This is a genomic window from Streptomyces lonarensis (assembly GCF_012033735.1).
Taxonomy (GTDB): domain Bacteria; phylum Actinomycetota; class Actinomycetes; order Streptomycetales; family Streptomycetaceae; genus Streptomyces; species Streptomyces lonarensis.
Map to the genome: position 1 here is coordinate 1 of NZ_JAAVJD010000097.1, position 19,457 is coordinate 19,457.

18 protein-coding genes are annotated in these 19,457 nt (G+C 74.9%); 5 read left to right on the forward strand and 13 right to left on the reverse strand.

From position 1 onward, the window contains the following. Positions 1 to 66 precede the first annotated feature (66 nt). Together HCN56_RS13760 and ssuE are read right to left on the reverse strand one after the other, a co-directional pair. The gene (locus HCN56_RS13760; RefSeq protein WP_167970871.1) at positions 67 to 714 is read right to left on the reverse strand and encodes a winged helix-turn-helix domain-containing protein; all 648 of its coding nucleotides are present in this window, start codon (positions 712 to 714) and stop codon (positions 67 to 69) included. Positions 715 to 806: 92 nt separating this feature from the next. After that, a complete protein-coding gene (gene ssuE, locus HCN56_RS13765; RefSeq protein WP_167970873.1) occupies positions 807 to 1,355 on the reverse strand; it encodes an NADPH-dependent FMN reductase in 549 nt (182 codons plus the stop codon). Positions 1,356 to 1,886: 531 nt separating this feature from the next. Here ssuE and HCN56_RS13770 point away from each other — a divergent pair. Next, complete coding sequence (locus HCN56_RS13770; RefSeq protein ID WP_167970875.1) at positions 1,887 to 2,363, forward strand: hypothetical protein; 477 nt, start codon at positions 1,887 to 1,889, stop codon at positions 2,361 to 2,363. 56 nt (positions 2,364 to 2,419) lie between these two features. Here the strand turns inward: HCN56_RS13770 and HCN56_RS13775 are convergent, their stop codons facing one another. From HCN56_RS13775 to HCN56_RS13785, 3 genes are all read right to left on the reverse strand, one after another. Beyond that, on the reverse strand, positions 2,420 to 3,409 hold the full coding sequence (locus HCN56_RS13775; protein WP_167970878.1) for a Rossmann-fold NAD(P)-binding domain-containing protein: 990 nt from the start codon (positions 3,407 to 3,409) through the stop codon (positions 2,420 to 2,422). A 115-nt stretch (positions 3,410 to 3,524) separates the two neighbouring features. Beyond that, on the reverse strand, positions 3,525 to 4,085 hold the full coding sequence (locus HCN56_RS13780) for a DUF1697 domain-containing protein (protein WP_167970880.1): 561 nt from the start codon (positions 4,083 to 4,085) through the stop codon (positions 3,525 to 3,527). 44 nt (positions 4,086 to 4,129) lie between these two features. After that, positions 4,130 to 4,543 (reverse strand): hypothetical protein, encoded by a 414-nt coding sequence (locus HCN56_RS13785; protein WP_167970882.1) that lies wholly within the window; start codon positions 4,541 to 4,543, stop codon positions 4,130 to 4,132. Positions 4,544 to 4,640: 97 nt separating this feature from the next. Between HCN56_RS13785 and HCN56_RS13790 the strand changes: the two genes are divergently transcribed. After that, complete coding sequence (locus tag HCN56_RS13790; RefSeq protein ID WP_167970893.1) at positions 4,641 to 5,411, forward strand: transposase; 771 nt, start codon at positions 4,641 to 4,643, stop codon at positions 5,409 to 5,411. Positions 5,412 to 5,546: 135 nt separating this feature from the next. Here HCN56_RS13790 and HCN56_RS13795 read toward each other — a convergent pair whose 3' ends face one another. Continuing rightward, on the reverse strand, positions 5,547 to 6,623 hold the full coding sequence (locus tag HCN56_RS13795; RefSeq protein WP_245246517.1) for a CDP-alcohol phosphatidyltransferase family protein: 1,077 nt from the start codon (positions 6,621 to 6,623) through the stop codon (positions 5,547 to 5,549). 158 nt (positions 6,624 to 6,781) lie between these two features. Beyond that, positions 6,782 to 8,020, reverse strand: coding sequence for an SAV2148 family HEPN domain-containing protein (locus HCN56_RS13800; protein WP_376770874.1), 1,239 nt, complete (start codon positions 8,018 to 8,020; stop codon positions 6,782 to 6,784). A 224-nt stretch (positions 8,021 to 8,244) separates the two neighbouring features. Between HCN56_RS13800 and treY the strand changes: the two genes are divergently transcribed. Beyond that, a complete protein-coding gene (gene treY, locus HCN56_RS13805) occupies positions 8,245 to 10,746 on the forward strand; it encodes a malto-oligosyltrehalose synthase (protein WP_167970907.1) in 2,502 nt (833 codons plus the stop codon). A 49-nt stretch (positions 10,747 to 10,795) separates the two neighbouring features. Here treY and HCN56_RS13810 read toward each other — a convergent pair whose 3' ends face one another. Further along, entirely contained in the window at positions 10,796 to 11,737 is a 942-nt protein-coding gene (locus HCN56_RS13810; protein ID WP_167970908.1) for a GNAT family N-acetyltransferase, read from the reverse strand. Positions 11,738 to 12,225: 488 nt separating this feature from the next. On the opposite strand from HCN56_RS13810, the gene HCN56_RS13815 reads away from it, so the two are divergent. Then, the gene (locus tag HCN56_RS13815; protein ID WP_167970910.1) at positions 12,226 to 13,173 is read left to right on the forward strand and encodes a lytic polysaccharide monooxygenase auxiliary activity family 9 protein; all 948 of its coding nucleotides are present in this window, start codon (positions 12,226 to 12,228) and stop codon (positions 13,171 to 13,173) included. 100 nt (positions 13,174 to 13,273) lie between these two features. Here the strand turns inward: HCN56_RS13815 and HCN56_RS13820 are convergent, their stop codons facing one another. Beyond that, positions 13,274 to 13,834 (reverse strand): FHA domain-containing protein, encoded by a 561-nt coding sequence (locus HCN56_RS13820; protein ID WP_167970920.1) that lies wholly within the window; start codon positions 13,832 to 13,834, stop codon positions 13,274 to 13,276. Positions 13,835 to 14,046: 212 nt separating this feature from the next. On the opposite strand from HCN56_RS13820, the gene treZ reads away from it, so the two are divergent. Beyond that, on the forward strand, positions 14,047 to 15,792 hold the full coding sequence (gene treZ / locus HCN56_RS13825) for a malto-oligosyltrehalose trehalohydrolase (RefSeq protein ID WP_167970932.1): 1,746 nt from the start codon (positions 14,047 to 14,049) through the stop codon (positions 15,790 to 15,792). A 98-nt stretch (positions 15,793 to 15,890) separates the two neighbouring features. Here the strand turns inward: treZ and HCN56_RS13830 are convergent, their stop codons facing one another. From HCN56_RS13830 to HCN56_RS13845, 4 genes are all read right to left on the reverse strand, one after another. Beyond that, positions 15,891 to 16,634 (reverse strand): type 1 glutamine amidotransferase, encoded by a 744-nt coding sequence (locus HCN56_RS13830; RefSeq protein ID WP_167970922.1) that lies wholly within the window; start codon positions 16,632 to 16,634, stop codon positions 15,891 to 15,893. Positions 16,635 to 16,639: 5 nt separating this feature from the next. Then, on the reverse strand, positions 16,640 to 17,068 hold the full coding sequence (msrB, locus tag HCN56_RS13835; RefSeq protein WP_167970924.1) for a peptide-methionine (R)-S-oxide reductase MsrB: 429 nt from the start codon (positions 17,066 to 17,068) through the stop codon (positions 16,640 to 16,642). Positions 17,069 to 17,212: 144 nt separating this feature from the next. Further along, positions 17,213 to 18,619, reverse strand: coding sequence for a UDP-N-acetylmuramate--L-alanine ligase (murC, locus tag HCN56_RS13840; RefSeq protein WP_167970926.1), 1,407 nt, complete (start codon positions 18,617 to 18,619; stop codon positions 17,213 to 17,215). Between the two features lie 117 nt (positions 18,620 to 18,736). Continuing rightward, complete coding sequence (locus HCN56_RS13845) at positions 18,737 to 19,204, reverse strand: putative universal stress family protein (protein WP_167970928.1); 468 nt, start codon at positions 19,202 to 19,204, stop codon at positions 18,737 to 18,739. Positions 19,205 to 19,457: the final 253 nt, after the last annotated feature.

The window sequence follows — 19,457 nt, forward strand, 5'->3', positions numbered from 1 at the left end:
CGCCGGCTGACCGCACGCGACCGGCCCGCACCCCCTCGCGAGGGGGTGCGGGCCGGTCGCGTGCGGTCAGCCGGCGGTGGTCGGCGGCACGTACTTGTAGCCGACCCGGTGGACGGTGACCACCCGGGCGCGGTAGTCGCCGAGCTTGCGCCGCACCCGGGCCACGTGGACGTCGACGGTCCGCCGGTCCCCGACCGGTCCGTACCCCCAGACGGTCTCGACCAGCTGGTCGCGCGTGAAGACGCGGTGCGGGTGGGCGACGAGCAGCGCCAGCAGCTCGTACTCCAGGTAGGTCAGGTCGAGCGGGACCCCGTCGACCTCCACCGTCCGCGCGGTGCGGTCGACGCGGATGCCGGCGCTCTCCCTGACGTCCGCGGGAGCGGCCGCGGTGGGGCGCTCCCCCGCCGACGCCGCGACCGCGTCCGGGGCCGGCAGGGCCGCCGGGGGCTGCGGCGGGGAGTCGACGGGGGCGGGGAGCACCGTCAGCGGCACCGGCGGGCCGCGGAACTCCGCCCGGACGGCGTTCAGCAGCTCGGTGGGGTCGGTCCCGGCCGGTGCCAGGACGAGGTAGCCGACCAGCGGGGTGCGGGGGGTGTCGGCGGCGGGAGCCGGGGCGGCGGGCCGGGCCGACCGGCGGGCCAGCGGAAGCAGCTGTGGCGCGGCGAGCGGCCCGGGGGGCGGGGTGAGATCGGCGAGAGCGGTGGAGGAATGCATGGTCTGCTCCTGTTTCCTCAGGGATGCGAGGTGAGGGGGCCGGTGCGCCGCGGGTGGGGCGCCGGCCGGGTGCGCGGTGCGGGAGGCGGCCGTCAGCCGCCGGCACCGGCGTGGGCGGGCAGCGACTCGACGAAGTCGTCGACCACGGCGAACAGCCGCTGTTCGGCGGCGTCGCGCAGTCGGGTACCGCCGGTCGGCGAGCGCTCGACATCGTCGTCGAGGAACAGACAGCCGCCCACGATGTGGCGGGCGCCCAGCGCGCTGAGCACCGGCCGCAGCGCGTAGTCCAGGGCCAGCAGTTGGGTGGTGGAGGCGGAGGTCACCAGCGGCAGGACGGTCTTGCCGGCCAGCGCGGCGTGCGGCAGGAGGTCGAGGAAGGTCTTCAGGACACCGGAGTAGGCGCCCCGGACGACGGGCGTGACGACGATGACCCCGTCGGCGAGGGCGACGGCGTCCACGGCGCCGAGGATCGCGGCGGACTCCGCCCGCCCGGCCAGCAGCTCCTCGGCCGGCAGGCCGTGAACGGCGAGGTGCGCGGCGTCGAACCCGGTGGCGGTGAGGCGGTCGACGGCGTGCGGCACCAGGAGTTCAGCGCGGGAGAAAGGGGAGTTGCCGCCTGAGACGGCGAGAATCTGTGTCATGGCGTGCCTTAGGGCGTGTGGACCACGGGGCGGCGGGCCGGCGGTGGTTCCGCCGGGCGGGGGCGGTCCGGTCACCCGAGGTCCGCTTTCGCCCACCCACCGCGCGGCCCGGCCCGCGGGGGCAGGGCGCGTCGGCCGTGCCACCCGGTCAGGGGGAGGTCGCGGAGGGGGAAGCGGGAGCGGCGGCGCCTCAGCGACGCCGGGAGGTGCTCCCGGCGGCCGTGGCGGGGCTCGGCTGACCGTGTCTCAGCGGCGGCCGGCACACAGGGCGCTGGCCTGGCGGCGGAGATCGACGTGCAACCGCACGAAGAGAAGATCAGCCTGGCTCACACAACGAGCTTCGCAGCGTGACCGGTTGGCGTCAAGAACGCCGCCGACGGGTCTCGAATGCCGGATACCGGCAACAACCGCCCGGCCCGCCGTCGCGAGCGGGCACGCGGCGCGGGCCCGGGCGCGCCACGGGCACGACGCCGACCGCGCCTCGCACCGCGCGACTGTGTGCAGGCGGCCTGGACCGGATAACCTGCCGGGGTGCCGGATGAGACGTCAGCGGAACGTTCACGATCGTGGCCACCGCGCGGCATCGCCGTGTCGGTCCTGGTCAGCATGGGTGCCTGGATGGTCTTCGGTTCGCCCGGCGGCGAGCCCAGGACGCCTCCGGAGCAGACGCTCGACGGCTGGCGGGTCGTGCCCGGCCAGACCGCCGAGGACGCGCGGTGCGGCTTCGAGGGCGAGTGGGCCGTCCTGGAGTACGTGGCCGCTCCTCCCACCCGGGTCGGCGAGGACCTCTTCGTGCAGACCGGTGACCGGTGGGAGTTCGAGGACGACTGGGAGGCGGCCAACCTCCAGGTGGCGATCATCGGCGACCCGCTCCCCGGCTCGCCGCAGGAGGGCATGGACGCCCTCGACCTCGCCGAACGGCTCCAGAGCGCCCCGGCCGACTGGCGCCACGGCGGGCGCACCGCCTGCGTCACGGAGGGCGAGGAGCGGCAGGGCCCGCCCCGCTGAGGGCCCGGCCGGGCACCGCCGGCCCCGGCCCTGGCGGCCGGGGTAGCGCCGCGGCGTCACAGGCCGGCGAGGATCTCCCGCTCCCGGGCGGCGTCCAGCCCCACCGGCGGCCGGCCCGGACGCTGCGGCACGCCCGGAAGGGCCGACAGCCACTCCCAGGTGTCCGCGACCGTCTCCCGGACCGGGCGGCAGCGCAGCCCCGCCGCGTATGCCCGGCGGGTGTCCGCGCCGTGCAGTGCGGTGTGCAGTTCGCCCGGCGGCAGCCAGATCGGGAGCTGCGTCCAGGGTTCGACCCCCGCGGCCAGCAGCGTCCCGGCCGGCGCCCAGCGCAGCCGGGCGTCGGCCCCGGTCGCGGCGACGCACGCCGCCAGCAGGGTCTGCGTCGTGGCGTGGCCGCTGCGGGAGACCGTGTCGTAGGTGCCGGTGAGACCGCCGGCGGCAGCGTCCAGCAGCCAGCCCGCGAGGTCGCGCGCGTCCACGTACTGCAGCGGCAGGTCGCGGGGGCCCGGCGCGAGGACGTCACCGCCGCGGCTGATCCGCAGCAGCCACCACGGCAGGCGGCCGATGTCCTCGTGGGGGCCGAGGATCAGCCCGGCACGCGCCAGCAGGCAGGCGCCGGGGAAGGCCGCGTTCACGGCGATCTCCGCGCCCCGCTTGTCGCGGGCGTACTCCGTGGCCGGGCCGTCGGGGTCGGCCGCGACGAGGGGGGCGGCCTCGGCGGTCGGCGCGCCGGCAGGGCGGGGGTGGAGGTAGACCGAGCGGGAGGAGACGTAGCCGTAGTGCCCGACCCTGCCGCGCAGCAGCCGAGCGGTCTCCCGCACCACGCCGGGCGCGCCGGACCAGGTGTCGACCACCGCGTCCCACTCCCCCGCCCCGAGCGCCGCCCGGCCGGCCGCCGTAATGCGGTCACCGCGCAGGGAGCGGACCCCGGGCACGTCCGGGGCGCCGCCCCGGTGGAAGGTGGTGACCTCCCAGCCGCGGTGCACCGCGTCGGCCACCACCGCCCGTCCGACGAACCCGGTCCCGCCCAGCATCAGAAGTCTCATGGTGTCCACCGTGCCCGTTCCCCGGAGCGGACGGGCGGCCGCTCGGCGGTGAGCGGAATCGCCCCGCGCGAACACGGTCCGGCCGTGTGTCCGCCCGGGGCCGCGCGGACACCGTTCACTCCGCGGGAGTGGCCTCCGCGAGTTCGAGCAGCCGGGTGACGGTGCGCCAGTTCCGGGCGGTGGCGACACCGTCGGGCAGTGGGGCGGCCAGCGCCTGCGCGAGCCGGCTGCGGCCGGAGCCGTTCGGGTAGCGCGCGTAGATCTCCCGTTCGCCGAGCCGGAACTCGTCGGGGGCGAACCGGGCGGGGTCGGCGTCCGCCAGCGGGTGTTCGCGCGCCGGCCGGTCGAGGAGGGCGACGTGGACCCCGGTGGGGTCGAGCTGCTCGGCGGGGAACGGGCACCGCGCGACGATCCCGCGGAGCGTCGCCGTCTCCAACACCAGCGTCTGCACGGGGAACCCGAACCGGTCGGCCAGCGAGGCCGCCACCGCTGCCGCCACCTCGTCGGTGGGGCCGGGCGGGGTGACGAGGACGGCGTTCCCGCTCTGCAGCAGGGTGCGAACGTGCCGGTGTCCCGCCTCGGTCAGCAGCTGCCGCAGCTCCGCCATGGGCACCCTGCGGTGCCCGCCGACGTTGACGCCGCGCAGCAGCAGCACGCGGACCGTGGGTTCGTCCATGCCAGGAGCCTAAGCGTTGTCCCGTAATCCCACGAGGCTGAGGGTCATGTCGTGTCCGGGTCGGCGCCGATGGCACCGGCCGAGCGAAGTGAACGGCCGAGGTCTCCGGTGAGGATGCGGGGGTGGCGCCGCCACCACCACAGGTCAGCGCCAGGCAGCCTGTGGAACTGATCGAGTGCTTGGCCGTCGTCTTCGATGGTCGCGGCCTTGTACTGCGCGTCCAAGGATTTGACCCGCGGGGTCCAGAACTGAACGACGTGTTCGTCCAGCAGGAGCCACGCCTCGTGCAGCCAGTTTCGGCAGTAGAGGTCGTTGGTGTACTCGTAGATGTCATCGCCGTAGCCGCGTTCGATGGCGCTCACCAGGGCAGCCCACGCGTTCACCCTTTCAGCGGCCGTGAACGCCGTCCTCCAGCCGCGCTGGTGCAACAGCTGTCCCACCTCGGTCTCAGTAGCCACGGGCAAGAGGCTCTCATGCCGAATCCGTCCGGGCGACCGAGATGTCCCGTCAGAAGCCGGCGGCCCCGCACCATGATCAAGATGAGACGATCTCGCCGTGGCTGGTGTGATCACGGCGTCGGAGCCGTCCTGGATAGCCCTGTTCAGCGGGCTGAGCCCGAGGCAGTTTGGGAAGCTGGTGACCGTTCTGAGGCGCCAGGGTGCGAACGCCGTCCGCAAGGGTCGGCCGTGGAGCCTTCCGCTGGAGGACCGGGCCCTTCTGGTCGTGGCCTACTGGCGCACGAACTTGACCATGCGGCAACTCGCCCCGCTGTTCGGCGCGTCGAAGTCGGCAGCGGACCGCATCATCGACCACCTCGGGCCGATGCTCGCGCTCCAGCCCCGCAAGCGGTTTGCCAAGGACACCGTGCTCATCGTGGACGGCACCCTGGTCCCCACTCGGGACCACACGATCGCCGAGCGATCGAAGAACTACCGGTACTCCACCAACCACCAGGTCGTCATCGACGCCGACACCCGCTTGGTCGTCGTGGTCGGCCGACCGCTCGCCGGGAACCGGAACGACTGCAAGGCGTGGGAGGAATCCGGCGCCAAGGCTGCCGTGGGCAACACCGTTACGATCGCCGACGGCGGCTACCCGGGCACCGGACTCGTGATCCCCCACCGCCGGCAGCGCGGCCAGAGCGAACTCCCGGCCTGGAAAGATGACCACAACAAGTCCCACAAGCAGATCCGCGCCCGCGTCGAGCACGTCTTCGCCCGCATGAAGACCTGGAAGATCCTCCGCGACTGCCGCCTCAAGGGCGACGGCGTCCACCACGCCATGCTCGGCATCGCCCGGATGCACAACCTCACCCTCGCCGGGTAGGCCAGCAGGCCGCACAGCGGCCAACCGTGCTTGAGCCGACCCGTAGATCATTTACGGGACACCCCTTAGGCCAGGACGCAGCGTGGGGCGGCCGGATCTCTCCGGCCGCGCCACGGCGGTGCCACCACGGTGGTGTCAGCGGGAGCCGGCCTCCTCCTGCGCGCGGGCCGTCGCGTCGGAGACCTGCTCCGGTACGAGCTCCTCGGCCGCCTGCTCCTCCTGGGAGAGCCGCTGCCGCTCCTGTGCGTCGAAGTCCGCTATCGTCCGCGCGAAGTCCCGCGTCGAGAGCTGCAGCTTGTAGATGATGGCGAGTTCGAAGACCAGCAGCAGCGCGCCGGCCGCGACGGTCACCGGGATGATCGCGTTGAACAGCGGCGCGACGATGAAGACGGCCATCTGGAACTCGATACCGCTGACCAGGTGGGTGCGGACACGGTGCCGCAGCAGGAACGACCGGGCGCGCAGGTACCAGGGGAACCGGCTGCGGAACTCCCGGTGCAGGTCGACCACGGACCGGTCGGCGCCGGGCGCTGCCGCGCGTTGCGCGGGCACCCCCGCCGTGTCCCCGGGCTCCTGGGACGCGGCCCGTGCGATCTCACCGGTGCGGGCGCCGCGCCGCTGCGCGTCGTCCAGCTCGGTGTCGGCCTCGGGGTTGTCGCGGAGCAGGTCCTCCATGAACGCCAGCTCTATGGCGTTGTCCGCCGCGGCAGCGCGTTCCGCGCGGGCCTTGATCTGCTTGCGCATCTCGTGGCGGACCTTGAAGATCTGCAACGCGTCGATGTACCGCAGCATGTCGAGGAAGACGACAGCCAGCGCGAGCCAGATGTACACGACGTCGCCGGTACGGGCGTACTGACCGCCCATCAGAGCGACCGCGCAGGCCAGCACGCGGATGCGGTCGAAGACGTAGTCCAGCCAGGCCCCGAAGACGGAACCGGTGCCGGTGAGCCGGGCGAGCTTGCCGTCCATGCAGTCGAGCACGAAGCTGAGGTGGTACAGCAGCGCCCCCGCCAGCAGCCAGGTCCAGCTGCCCATGGCGAAACAGGCGGCGGCTCCGAGGCCGAGGAAGAGCGCCATCCAGGTGATCTGGTTGGGGGTGAACCTCGTCCACACCGCGGTCCAGCGGACCAGCGGTGTGGCGACGGGGTCCACGAGCAGTACGGTCCACCAGGCGTCACGCTTCTTCTGCGTGATCTGGCGGACGGACGTCATAGGGGGGATGTCTTGGCGCATCGTCTGCTTCCGGGGGGCGGGCGGGCCCGGCCGACGCTATGAGGCGGCCACCCAAATGGCAAGTGCGGATCACGGGTTGCGTCGCCCGTGCCCACCTGGTCGAACTGCGGTGCCCCACCCGTCCCGGGGGCCCCGGCTCAGGACACCGGGCGCGACTCCTCCCAGAGCCACTCGAAGTCCTCCATGTAGGTGTCGTAGAGGCCCGGTTCGGGTCCCTCGCCGCCCGGAACGAGTCCGGTGGCCCCCTCCCGCGGGGCGCGCCGCAGCACCAGGGCGGGGGACTCCATCCCCCGGCTGCGCCCGAGGTACGGCTGCACCACGGCGACTCCGTCGGGCCCGTCGGAGTCGACGAAATAAGCACTGAACCGGGGGATCTCGTCGAACACCTGAATACGGAAAGCCTTCGCATCCCGCACTCGGCTGCGTACTCTGCGTACATGAAGGATGCTGGTCTCCACCGCCCGGCTCAGCTCCCCCCGCTTCAGCCCCAGCTCCCGCTCGCGGCGCCGCATGGTGCCGCCGGCCGGGTTGAGGAAGAGCAGCCGGATGCGGCAGCCCGAGTCCGCGAGCCGCTGGAGCCGCCGGCCGGGGTAGTTCTGCACCAGCAGTCCCAGCCCGGTGCCCACCGCGTCGAGGCGGCGGGCGCCGGCGAACAGCTCCTCCGGCGGGACCCGCCGCTGCGACCGGGCCCGGTCGGCGTGGACGGCCGCCACGTCGGCGAAGCGGTCCCCGACGAGCTGTTCCACGGCGTCGGCGGGCAGCCGTTCCGCCGGGCGTTCGGGCCCGGGGGACGCGAGCATCCGGAGCAGTCGCGCGCAGCCGCGTTCCGCCTGGTCCAGCACGTGGGCGCTGAGACCGCGGTTGCGGGCGACCGCGCTGCGCGCCGACTCCAACTCGTCGAGGGTGAGTTCCAGCTCGCGGCGGCTCTCCAGGTACGGGGAGAAGCACGGCCAGTGCTGCACGATCAGCTCCCGCAGCTGCGGGAGGGTGAGGAACGCCAGCACCGTGTCGTCGGCGGGGTCGAGGACGTGCCCCTTGCGGCGGCTCACCTCGCGCAGCGCCGCCGCCCGCTGCACCCATTCCTGGCCGGTGGGCCCGGCCGCCGCCACCTCCCACTCCTCGCCGTGGACCGGCTCGTACACCGGGCGCAGCACCGCGCCCACCACGGCCCGCAGCCGCTGCTCGACGAGGTTGAGCCAGACGTAGGCGCGGCCGGCGCGCTCGACGCGGACCCGCACCTCCGCCCAGTCCTGCGGGCTCCAGCTCAGGTCGGCGCCGATCTCCACCGGGCGGGGCAGCGGCATCGCGGTGGCCGACACCACGCCCGGGGTGCCCGCCCCGCCGCCCGGCGGGAGCTCACGCCCCGAAGCTCCCACCCTTCCGCACCGCCTTCGTCCGCCTCCGATGGATCAAGAAAGCGTACTGCGGGCACGGCTCGGACCGCAGCCCGTGCGCGGGAGCGGAGCCACGGACACGCGCCGGGGAGCCCGCGCCCCTGACTCCGGCGGCCCGCGACCGGGCGCCGCCGCTGCCCTTCCGCCCCCTCGCGCCGCCCGCACCGCCGCGTCGACCACCCCTTTCCGCGAAAGGCGGACCCTCCATGACCCCGACCCCCGTCGCGCCGTCCGACGGCGCCCGTCCGGCGCCTCCCCCCGCGGTGCCCACCGCCACCTACCGGTTGCAGCTGCGCCCCGAGTTCCCGTTCTCGGCGGCGGAGCGGCTCGTGCCGCACCTGGCCCGCCTCGGCGTCTCGCACCTGCACCTCTCGCCGGTGCTGGAGGCGGCTGCGGGCTCGGCGCACGGCTACGACGTGACCCGCCACGACCTGGTGCGGCCGGAGATCGGCGGCGAGGACGGGCTCCGAGCCCTGGCGCGCACCGCAGCCGCCCACGGGCTGGCCCTCGTCGCCGACCTCGTCCCCAACCACATGGCGGTACCCTCCCCCGCCGCCCCCGGCGACCCGCTGTGGGACGTGCTGCTGCACGGCCGGGGCTCGCGCCACGCGCGCTGGTTCGACATCGACTGGGAGGCGGGCGGGGGACGGCTGCTGCTGCCGGTCCTGGGCGGTCCGGTCGGGACGGAGCTGGCGTCGCTGCGCGTCGCCGACGGCGAGCTGCGCCTCGGCGACCATCTCCGGCTGCCACTGCGGGAGGGCACCGCCCAGCTGCCGCTGCCGGAGCTGCTGGACGCCCAGCACTACCGGCTCGCCTGGTGGCGGTTGGCGCGCACCGAACTCAACTACCGCCGGTTCTTCACCGTCAACGAACTCATCGCGTTGCGGGTCGAGGACCCCGAGGTGTTCGAGGCCACCCACCGCACCGTGCTGCGACTGGTGGCGGAGGGCGTCATCGCGGGGCTGCGGGTGGACCACCCCGACGGCCTGGCGGACCCCGCGGGCTACTTCCGCCGCCTCGCCGAACGCGCGGGCGGCATCTGGACGGTGGCGGAGAAGATCCTGGCCCGCGGTGAACAGCTGCCGCTCGACTGGCGCGTGGCCGGCACCACCGGCTACGACGCGCTGCACCACATCGACGGGGTGCTGACCGACGGCGCCGGGCTCGACCGGCTGACCGAGCAGTACCGCGAGCGGAGCGGGGCGCCGGCCGACCGGGGCGGCGCCTGGGAGGCGACCGTCCGCCGGGCCACCGGGGACGTGGTCCGCGGCGATTTGGCCGCCGAGGTGACCCGCCTGACACGCACCGCGAGCCGGATCTGCGCCGCGGACCCCACGCAGCGGCTCCGGGACCACGCGCCCTGGGCGTTGCGCGCGGCGATCGAGGGCGTGCTGGCGGCGCTGCCCGTCTACCGGCCCTACGTGCCCGCCGCGGGGCCGCCCACCCCTGCGGACGAGGTGCTGCTGCGGGCCGCGGCCGACGAGGCGCGGGCGGCGTTCACCGTGCCCGAGGAGGCCGAGGCGGTCGCCGTCGTCCGTGAACTCGCCCTGGGTCGGCTGGGGTCGGGCGGGGGCCGGGAGGACTTCCGCGCCCGGTTCGCGCAGACCTCGGCGGCGCTCCGCGCCAAGTCGGTGGAGGACCGCGCGTTCTACCGGTGGACCCCGCTGCTGTCGGCCTGCGAGGTGGGCGGGGAGCCCGGCGACCCGGTCGTCGCGCCGGAGGAGTTCCACGCCTTCTGCGAGCGCAGGCAGCGGGACTGGCCGGCCTCGGGCACGGTGCTCTCGACCCACGACACCAAGCGCAGCGCCGACGTCCGGGCGGTGCTGCTGGCGTTGTCCGAGCACCCGGAGGCGTGGGAGCGGGCACTCCCCCGGTTGTCGGAGGAGGCCGAACGTGCCGGTACACGCCCGCCCGACGCCCACCTGGCGTGGAGCGTCTGGCAGAACGCGCTGGGGCTCGGCGTCCCCGACCCGGAGCGGCTCGGCGGTGCAGCGCTGAAGTCGGCTCGCGAGGCGGCGCTCCGCACCGGCTGGACCGAGCCGGACACCGCCTACGAACGGGCGCTGGCGCAGTTCGTGAAGGCCGGCCCCTGCGGCACTGCCGCGCCGCTGCTCGCCTCGCTCCGCGAGGAGTTGGCGGAGTCGACGCGCGCCGCCACCCTCGCCCAGACACTGCTGCACCTGACGATGCCGGGGGTTCCCGACCTCTACCAGGGGACGGAGACGCTGGCCCCCGCCCTCGTGGACCCCGACAACCGGCGCCCGGTCGCCTTCCCCGAGGCGGAGCTGCGCGCCGTGTACGCCGAGGCGTCGTCCGACGGGGCGCCGTCCCACCGGGGCAGCGGCGGGCCGGACGACCTGGCGACGGAGAAGCTGCGGCTGACGGCGGCCGCGCTGCGGCTGCGGCGCGACCACCCGGAGTGGTTCGGGCCGGGCGGGGAGTACCGCGCAGTGGCCGCCGACGGCCCGCTGGGCGAGCACTGCCTCGCCTTCACCCGGGCGGGCCGGGTGCTCACGGTCGTCACGCGCCTGTCGCGCGGTGTCGGCAGGCGAGGCGGCTGGCAGGACACGGCGCTGGCCGTGCCGCCGGGGGTGTGGACGGACCGGACGACCGGCCGCGTCCTCACCGTCGGGGAAGCCGACACGGGCGTGCCGGTGGCGGAGCTGCTGGCCGGGGCACCGGTGGCGCTGCTGGTCCGCACCGGCTGAGGCGGACGGGCGGGCGGCACCCGCACCGGGTGCCGCCCGCCCTTCGGTCTCACTGCCAGGTCATGGTGATCTCGCGTTCGATCTCCCGGTACCCCGCACGGCGGAACGCGTCGGCCATGGGGGTGTTGCCCAGGTCGGTCGAGGCGCGGATACGGGGGACGTTCTGCTCCGCCAGGACCCGGGTCCCCTCGGCAAGGACGTCGTCGATGTACCCCCGGCCGCGGTGGGCCGGCAGCACCGCGAGGTACGCGATGATCGGGTTGTACCCGTTGTGGGCGGGCACGACGAACCCGACCGGCTCGCCGTCGGGCAGCGTGGCCACCCGCCACCAGGACCGCGGAGTGGTGAAGCGGGCGATCTCCTCCTCGTAGTGCGCGGCGGCCACCTGGCGGGCGGACATCCTGGTCAGGTCGTCGCGGCTGTGCGCGTCGAGCGTGCCGGGGAGGACGTCCGTCATCAGGTCGATCAGCTCACCGGGGTCGCGCGGCTCCCGGAAGGCGAGCCGACCGGTGAGCGGGGGCGGGGCGGCCGGGCCCCTCTCCAGGCGGAGCCGTTCCACGAACGGCAATCCGCCGGTTCGCCGCACCACGTTGCCGAGTTCCTCGACGACCGGGCGGGCATCCGGGTCCTCGCGCCAGTCGGCGGGGACGAAACGGCTGTACATGGGCGGGCGTTCCCCGGTGGGCACTACCGCGGCGGTCGCCGCGCGCAGCAGGCGCTCACCGATGGCCAGGCGCTCGCTCGGCGGCAGGGCTCCGTCGAGGTCGAGGATGTCGAGGACGAGCGGGCCGGCCGCACCCGGCCGGCTCCACCATCCGGCGCGGGCCAGGGGGCGGTCGCCCCGAACCGCCACCCAGAGCCAGGAGGGGCGGCGGCGCCCGGCGTCGAGGTCGCCGGCGATCTCGGGGTTGAGGGCGTACGGGAAGCGGGTGAAGAGGGGGAGTTCCTCGCGGCCGGTGATCGGACGCAGGGTCAGGTCGTGCTGGTTCACGTGGGCACCGTTCGGCGTGGGCGCCCGGCCGGTCCGGTTCAGCGGTGGTCGCCGACCCGGGAGGACACGGGCGGATGGGGCACGGACTGCATCGCTCGTCCTCCTTTCGCGTCGTCTCGGCGGATCGCCACGGTGGCGGCGCCATCGGCAGGTCTACCCGGGCGGCAGCGGTGGCCGCAACAGGGTTTCGCGAAGTACCGGCGGCGGGGCGGGGCATCCGTGGCCGCCGCGGACGCACCGGCATCGGGCCAACGTGCGGGAGGCGGGAGGCGACGCCACCACCGGCCGCGGCGGTCGCCGCCGCCGGTGGCGCGGACGCGCGACTGCTGCGCATCGGTCGGATGGCTGTCCGAAAGCGACCGGAGGGCGCGCGGCCGTCGCACGCGGTGTCTTTACGTGCATGTAACACCCCGTTACCTTCTCGGATATGGGAGCGCTCCCATCGCGCTCTCCCCCCACATGCTGTCTCACGAAGGGACGCGTCCGCCATGAAGGACCGTTCGAAGCGACGCACGCTGTCGAGGAAGACCGCCCTGGTCGCCGCCACCGCGGCTCTCCCCGCCATGGCGATGGTCATGATGACCGGCGGGTCGGCCGCCGCCCACGGCGCGCCGATGGACCCCGGCAGCCGCACCTACCTCTGCTACGTCCACAGCATCGACCACACCGGCCAGATCACACCGAGCAACCCGGCGTGTGCCGCGGCGCTGGCCCAGGGCGGCCACAACGCGTACTACAACTGGTTCGCGGTGCTGCAGTCCAACGGCCAGGGCCGCACCGCCGGGTTCATCCCCGACGGGCAGCTGTGCAGCGGCGCCTCGGGCGCCTTCGACTTCTCCGGCTTCGACCTGCCGCGGGACGACTGGCCCTACACCCACGTCACCGCGGGCGACGACTACCGCTTCAGCTACAACGTGTGGGCCCACCACCCCGGCAGCTTCCACATGTACGTCACCAAGGACGGCTTCGACCCCTCGCAGCCGCTGACCTGGGACGACATGGAGGACGAGCCCTTCGCCTCCGTCGACGACCCGCCGTGGACCGGTGTCGGATCGATCGAGGACGAGTACTACTGGACCTCCACGCTCCCCGACGACAAGGAGGGGCGCCACATCATCTACACCGTCTGGGAGCGGTCCGACAGCCCGGAGACCTTCTACAGCTGCTCGGACGTCGTCTTCGACGGCGGCAACGGCGAGGTCACGGTGCCGGGCGGCAGCACCGGTGCCTCGGCGGAGGTGGCCGAGGCCCACTCGGCCGTGCCCGACCTCGGTGACCACGACCACCACGGCTCGCACGCCTCCCACGGCGGGGCGACCCACGCGTCGCACAGCGCACCGGTCAACTCCACGGCCGACTGGTTCGGTCCCGGCAACGCGCTGAGCCAGGCCGGGCAGACGGTCGGCGCTCTCCTCGGAGCATGGTCCGGCCGCTGACGGCGGCGGCCCGTCCCGCCGCCCTCGGCGGGACGGGCCCCAGCGGCGGCGCGCCCCCCAGCGCCGGCGGGGCAGGCCCCACCGGCGGCGTGGCGGGTCCTCAGCGCTCGGCGGCCTCGGCCCCCGGCTCGGCCACGAGGTAGCCCACGCTGCCGAAACGCAGCGTGTCGCCGGGCCCGACGGGCGCGGCTCCCATGACCCGCGCCCCGTTCACCCAGGTGCCGTTGGCGGAGCCGATGTCGCGCACGGTCCAGGTGTCCCCCACGCCCTTGAGCTGCGCGTGGAACCTGCTGACGGACGCGTCGCTGATCCGCAGCACCGAGCCCGGGGCGCGGCCGACGGAGATCGGGTGGCGGCCGGGGGCGGGCAGGACGAGCCGCGGCAGGCGCTCCGAGTCCCACGCGCGGCGAACCCGCTGGTGGAAGGCGGAGGCCCGGCCCACCGTGCGGACGACGCGGCTGCGGGGCCGCCGCTCCCCCAGGTCCGCCGTCGCGGCGTAGAGGTCGGACACCTCGTCCGCGGTGACGACGATCTCCATGCGGCGCTGGAAGGTGTCGTGCGACACCTTCCGCTGGGCGACGCCCGCCCGCAGCGCGGTCAGGGCGGCAACCCGGTCGGTGTCCTGCACGGCGAGGGCCGTGGTCTCATCGGCGGAGGTCATGCGGATCATTCTCGGGCAGGTCAGGGGACGAGTTGATCGGTACCCCGCGACAGTTCTGTAACAGGTCGCCCCACCAACACCGTCCGGCGCGAGCGCAGTTGCCGCCGTCACCCACCGGCCCGGCAGCCGCGGCGCCACTGCCCCACCAGCGCGCCGCCACACGCCGGGCGATGGTCTGGCCCCGGGAGGGCCGGGGACCGACCATGGTGCACATGCTCTTCGAGGTGTGGGCACCCCACGCGCGCGAGGTCGCGCTCCAGCTGGACGACGCGACGCAGACCATGGTCCCCGACCCGGCGCGCCCCGGCTGGTGGCGCACCACCGCCGAGGCCGCGACCGGAGCCCGGTACGGCTTCCGGCTCGACGGCGGGCCGGTCAGACCCGACCCGCGGGCCCGCCGGCTGCCGGACGGCCCGGGCGGACCCGCCGCGGTGGTGGACCCGACCGCCCACCGGTGGGAGCACCCGTGGACGGGGCGCGGCCTGCCCGGCGCCGTCCTCTACGAACTGCACGTCGGCACCTTCACCGGCGCGGGGACCCTGGACGCCGCCGCCGAGCGGCTGCCGGACCTGGCCGAACTGGGCGTCAGCCACGTCCAGCTGATGCCGCTCTCGCCCTTCCCGGGGCGCCACGGCTGGGGGTACGACGGCGTCGCCCCCTGGGCGGTGCACGAACCGTACGGCGGCCCGGCGGCACTGTGCCGCTTCGTGGACGCGGCGCACGGCGCCGGCCTGGGTGTGGTCCTCGACGTCGTCCACAACCACCTCGGCCCCTCGGGCAACTTCCTCTCCGAGTTCGGCCCCTACTTCACCGACCGCACCCGCACCCCGTGGGGCGAGGCCGTCAACCTCGACGGCCCCGGCAGCGACGAGGTGCGCGCCTACTTCGCCGGCAGTGCGCTGGCGCTGCTGCGGGAGTACCGGCTCGACGGCCTCCGGCTGGACGCCGTGCACGCGCTCTCCGACACCCGCGCACGCCACTTCCTCAGCGAACTGTCGGCCTCGGTGGACGCCCTCGCGCAGGCCACCGGCCGACCGCTCTTCCTCATCGCCGAGTCCGACCTCAACGACCCGCGCACCACCGCCCCGCGCGCCGCGCACGGCCACGGTGTGCACGCCCAGTGGAACGACGACTTCCACCACTGCCTCCACGCCGCCCTGACCGGTGAGGCGCAGGGCTACTACGCGGACTTCGCGCGCGCCCCGCTCACCGCGCTGGCCGCCACCTGCACCCGGGGCTTCTTCCACGACGGCGGGTACTCCGCCTTCCGGGAGCGGCACCACGGCGCCCCGCTGCGTCGGGAGCTGCCCACCGCCCGCCTGGTGGGCTACGCCCAGACCCACGACCAGATCGGCAACCGAGCGCTCGGCGACCGGCTCGCGGCCGGGGTCGACCGCTCGCTGCTGTTCTGCGCCGCCGCGCTCGTGCTGTGCGGGCCCTTCACGCCGATGCTGTTCATGGGCGAGGAGTGGGGCGCGGACACCCCCTGGCAGTACTTCACCGACCACCCCGACCCCGAACTGGCGGCGGCCGTCCGCGAGGGCAGGCGCCGGGAGTTCGCGGCGCACGGCTGGGAGCCCGGGGAGGTGCCCGACCCGCAGGACGAGGCGACCCGTGACCGGTCGGTGCTCCGGTGGCCTCCGCGCCCGGGCGACGACGAGCTCCGGCAGTGGCACCGGACGCTGATCGCGCTGCGCGCGGCGTACCTGCCCACGACGCTGACGCTGGGCGAGGTCAGCGCTGAGGCGGACGAGGGGCGGCGGCTGCTGGTGGTGCGCTCCGGGCCGCTGGCCGTCGCGGTCAACCTCTCGGAGACCGCCGCGACGGCACCGCTGCCGCCCGGGCGCCACGAGGTGCTGGCCGCCCGGCCGGGCGACGGTGTGGCGCGCGAGGCCGCGGGGGTACGGCTGCCGGGCCGGTCGGTGGCGGTGCTGCGCCTCACCGCGGACGGGGACTGAGGGGGGCGACGGGGCACGCGGTCGCCGACCGGTGGGGCGCAGGCCGACGGGCCGGCCCGGCAGCAGGGGCCCGGGCGACGGCGGCCGTCGCGGGGCGGTCAGCCTCGGCGGCCGCTCCGAGCCGTCTCCGCGACCACGCGCGCGAACCGGTCGGTCACCTTCCGCCAGACGGCCTGGGCGGCAGGTTCCGCCGCCGCTGCCCGCCGGGCGAGCTCGTCCGGGTCGAGCCCGCGGCGGCGCAGCGGTTCGGGGTCCCACTCCGCCAACCGGTCGGCGGGCACCTCGGGGTGGAACTGGGTGCCCCAGGCGGTGGCGCCGACGCGGAACGCCTGGTGGGGGCAGACCCGGCTCTCCATCAGCCAGTGGGCGCCCGGCGGCAGCACCGTGATCCGGTCGACGTGCCGCTCGATCGCGGTCACCTCGGCGGGCAGCCCGTGGAACAGCGGGTCGTCGGCGGCCTCCGGGCGCAGCGTCAGGCGTGTGGACCCGAACTCGGGTGCGCCGCTCTCCCCCTCCACCGTGCCGCCGGCGACGTGCGCCAGCAGCTGGCCGCCCAGGCAGATGCCCAGCACCGGGACGCCGGTGTCCAGCGCCGCCGCGACGAGGCGGCGGGTCGGCGCGAGCCACGGCGCACGGTGGTCGTCGTCGGGCAGGTAGCCACCGCCCAGCACCACCACCGCGGCGTGGCCGTCGGGACGCTCCGGCACGTCGTCCCCGGCATGGCCGTGCACCACCCGCAGCTCCAGCCCGGCCTCCGCCAGCCAGACGCCGACACGGCGCGGCCCGCCCTGCGGCCCGTGCTGGACCACCAGGACGGGCAGCCGGGCGGGCCGGGCGTCCATCGCGTTCAGGACGCGGCCGGGTCGCCGCCGTCCTCGGCGACGAGCCTGACCGCGATCGAGTTGATGCAGTAGCGGAGGTCGGTCGGGGTCTCGTACCCCTCCCCCTCGAAGACGTGCCCGAGGTGGGAACCGCAGGTGGCGCAGAGCACCTCGGTGCGCGGCCGGCCCGGGATGGAGTGGTCGGGCCGCGTCTCGACCGCGTCGCTGTCCGCGGGGTCGTAGAACGAGGGCCAGCCGCAGTGGCTCTCGAACTTGGTGCCCGAGCGGAACAGTTCGGTGCCGCAGCCGCGGCAGTTGTAGACGCCGACTCGGGTGGTGTCCGTGTACTCGCCGGTGAACGCCTGCTCGGTGCCCGCCTGCCGGAGCACGCGGTACTCCTCGTCGGTCAGCTCCTCGCGCCACTGCGCGTCGGTCTTCTCGACCTCGTAGCCCATGGTCCCGCTCCTCGAAACTCGTTCTCCGGGCGGCGCTCCCGCGCCCGCCCGGTGGTGACAGCGGGCCGGGGCCCGCTTTTCATTCCCGGCGTCCGGCTCGTCCGACGGCGGTCCGGGCGTGTCCGGACCGCCGTCGGACGCCGCTCAGCCGGCCTGGGCCAGCCGGGCCAGGATCGCGGGGCCGAGGTCGGTCACGTCGCCGGCCCCCATCGTCAGCACCAGGTCGCCGGGGGCGACCATGGTGGCGATCCGGCGGGCGACCGCCGTCATGTCGGGCTCGGGCACCGCCTTGGCACCGTGGGCGAGCGCGGCGTCGATGATCAGCCGGCTGGTCACCCCGGGGATCGGGTCCTCGCGCGCCGGGTAGATGTCCAGGACGACGGAGTCGTCGGCCAGCGCCAGGGCCTGGCCCATCTCGGTGCCCAGCTCCTTGGTGCGGCTGAAGAGGTGCGGCTGGAAGACCACCAGCACCCGCCCGTCACCGGCGCCGTCCCGGACGGCCTCCAGGTCGGCCGTCATCTCGGTCGGGTGGTGGGCGTAGGAGTCGATGACCCGCACCCCGCCGGCCTCCCCCTTGAGCTGGAGGCGGCGCGCCACCCCCGTGTAGCTGCTGAGAGCGGCGGCCAGCTGGTCCGCGGGGACGCCCACGGCCGCCCCGGCCGCCAGCGCGGCGACGGCGTTGTGGGCGTAGTGCCGACCGGGGACGGAGACGGTGAACGCGATCTCCTGCCCGGCGAGGGAGACGGTGACCTCGCTGGTGAGCCCCTTCGGCTCGACCTTCAGCACCCGGGCGTCGGCGTCGGGCGCAGCCCCGTAGGTGACCACGCGCACGCCGCGGGCGGCCGTGTCGGCCGCGACCCGCCCGACCAGCTCGCGCGTACCGGGGTGGTCGGCGTTGATGACCAGGGTGCCGCCGTCGCGGACCCGGCCGACGAAGGTCTCGAAGGACTCGTAGATCTCCTCGATGGAGGCGTAGTTGGCGTGGTGGTCCAACTCCGCGTTGAGGATGACCGCCACCTCGGGGGCGTACCGGTGGAAGCTGCGGTCGCTCTCGTCGGCCTCGGCGACGAAGAGGTCACCGCCGCCGTTCTCGGCGTTGGAGCCCGGGTGGTCCAGGTCGCCACCGATGGCGTAACCGGGCTCCAGGCCGAGCGTCCGCAGCGCGACGGCCAGCATCGAGGTGGTGGTGGTCTTGCCGTGGGTCCCGGCGATGGCGAGGGCGCGACGGCCCTCCATCACCGCGGCCAGCGCCTCGGAGCGGTGCAGCACCGGCAGGCCCCGCTCCCGGGCCGCGGCCAGCTCCGGATTGGTGTCCCGGATCGCACTGGAGACGACCACGCAGCTGGCGTCCGGCGCGAGGTGGTCCGCCTCGTGGCCGATGGCCACGCGTGCGCCCAGCTCCCGCAGGGCTCGGACCGTCGCGGACTCGCGCGCGTCGCTGCCGGCGACGGCGGTGCCGCGCTGGCTGAGAATCTTCGCGATGCCGGACATCCCCGCTCCGCCGACCCCGATGAAGTGGGGGCGATCCCAAGTGGGCGGGCCTGCTGCCATGCGCGTTCTCCCTCGTCGATTCCTACCCGTGGATTGTCGCACCGTGTGCGCGTGCCCAGGGGCAGCGGGGGCCGCGCGCCGCGCCGCACGCCGGGGGCGCGGTGCGGCGCGCGGCTCTCACTCGGCGTGGGCGAAGAGCTTCAGGACGGGTACGCCGACCTTGTGGCGGGCCCGGGAGGCCCAGTCGCGGTGGAACAGCTCCTCGATGTAGTGGGGCGCGGTCAGCACCACCACCTCGTCGGCCGACACCTCGCGGACCACCGCGGCCAGTTCCTCCAGCGGGTGGTCGGCGACGAGCCGCCCCTCCGCCTCCGCTCCGGCGTCCCGCAGTGCCGCCACCGAGTGGTGGAGCGCCCGTTCGGCCGGCGGCACCGCGTCCGGCCCCTCGGGGACGTCGTTCTCGCGCACCGCCCGCCCGAACTCGCCGAGCGCCACGTCGTCCAGCGCCCGCAGCAGCCGGTCCTGGTCCCCCCGGGGCTGGAGCAGCACCACGAAGGCGACGGGGTCGTCACCGTGGAGGGTGGTGACGAGGTCGACGTCGGTGGGCACCATCGCCTTCTCGATCATGAGGACTGTCGTGATCACCGTGAGTGCCCTTCGTCGAGGCCGGGACCCGCGTGGCCCGGCACGGACCGTCGTGCCCCGTCGGCGCACGGGGTCGCGCAGTGATTCTGCCCACCCAAGGATAAGCGGAACGTGATCTTCCGCTCTTGTGCGCCGCCCCGCGCGCCGGGGGCGCTCCCGGCCGCCGCACTCCGGCGGAGCGTGCCGGCCCGCGGCTGACGGGCCACGTCCGCGGGGCCGGTGGGGCCCGGTGACGACGGCCGGTGCGTGGCGG

Coding starts and splice junctions, on each gene's coding strand:
- HCN56_RS13760 (WP_167970871.1), bottom strand. CDS start 714: ATGCATTCCTCCACCGCTCTCGCCGATCTCACCCCGCCCCCCGGGCCG.
- ssuE (WP_167970873.1), bottom strand. CDS start 1,355: ATGACACAGATTCTCGCCGTCTCAGGCGGCAACTCCCCTTTCTCCCGC.
- HCN56_RS13775 (WP_167970878.1), bottom strand. CDS start 3,409: ATGAGACTTCTGATGCTGGGCGGGACCGGGTTCGTCGGACGGGCGGTG.
- HCN56_RS13780 (WP_167970880.1), bottom strand. CDS start 4,085: ATGGACGAACCCACGGTCCGCGTGCTGCTGCTGCGCGGCGTCAACGTC.
- HCN56_RS13795 (WP_245246517.1), bottom strand. CDS start 6,623: ATGACGTCCGTCCGCCAGATCACGCAGAAGAAGCGTGACGCCTGGTGG.
- treY (WP_167970907.1), top strand. CDS start 8,245: ATGACCCCGACCCCCGTCGCGCCGTCCGACGGCGCCCGTCCGGCGCCT.
- HCN56_RS13815 (WP_167970910.1), top strand. CDS start 12,226: ATGAAGGACCGTTCGAAGCGACGCACGCTGTCGAGGAAGACCGCCCTG.
- HCN56_RS13820 (WP_167970920.1), bottom strand. CDS start 13,834: ATGACCTCCGCCGATGAGACCACGGCCCTCGCCGTGCAGGACACCGAC.
- treZ (WP_167970932.1), top strand. CDS start 14,047: ATGCTCTTCGAGGTGTGGGCACCCCACGCGCGCGAGGTCGCGCTCCAG.
- HCN56_RS13830 (WP_167970922.1), bottom strand. CDS start 16,634: ATGGACGCCCGGCCCGCCCGGCTGCCCGTCCTGGTGGTCCAGCACGGG.
- msrB (WP_167970924.1), bottom strand. CDS start 17,068: ATGGGCTACGAGGTCGAGAAGACCGACGCGCAGTGGCGCGAGGAGCTG.
- murC (WP_167970926.1), bottom strand. CDS start 18,619: ATGGCAGCAGGCCCGCCCACTTGGGATCGCCCCCACTTCATCGGGGTC.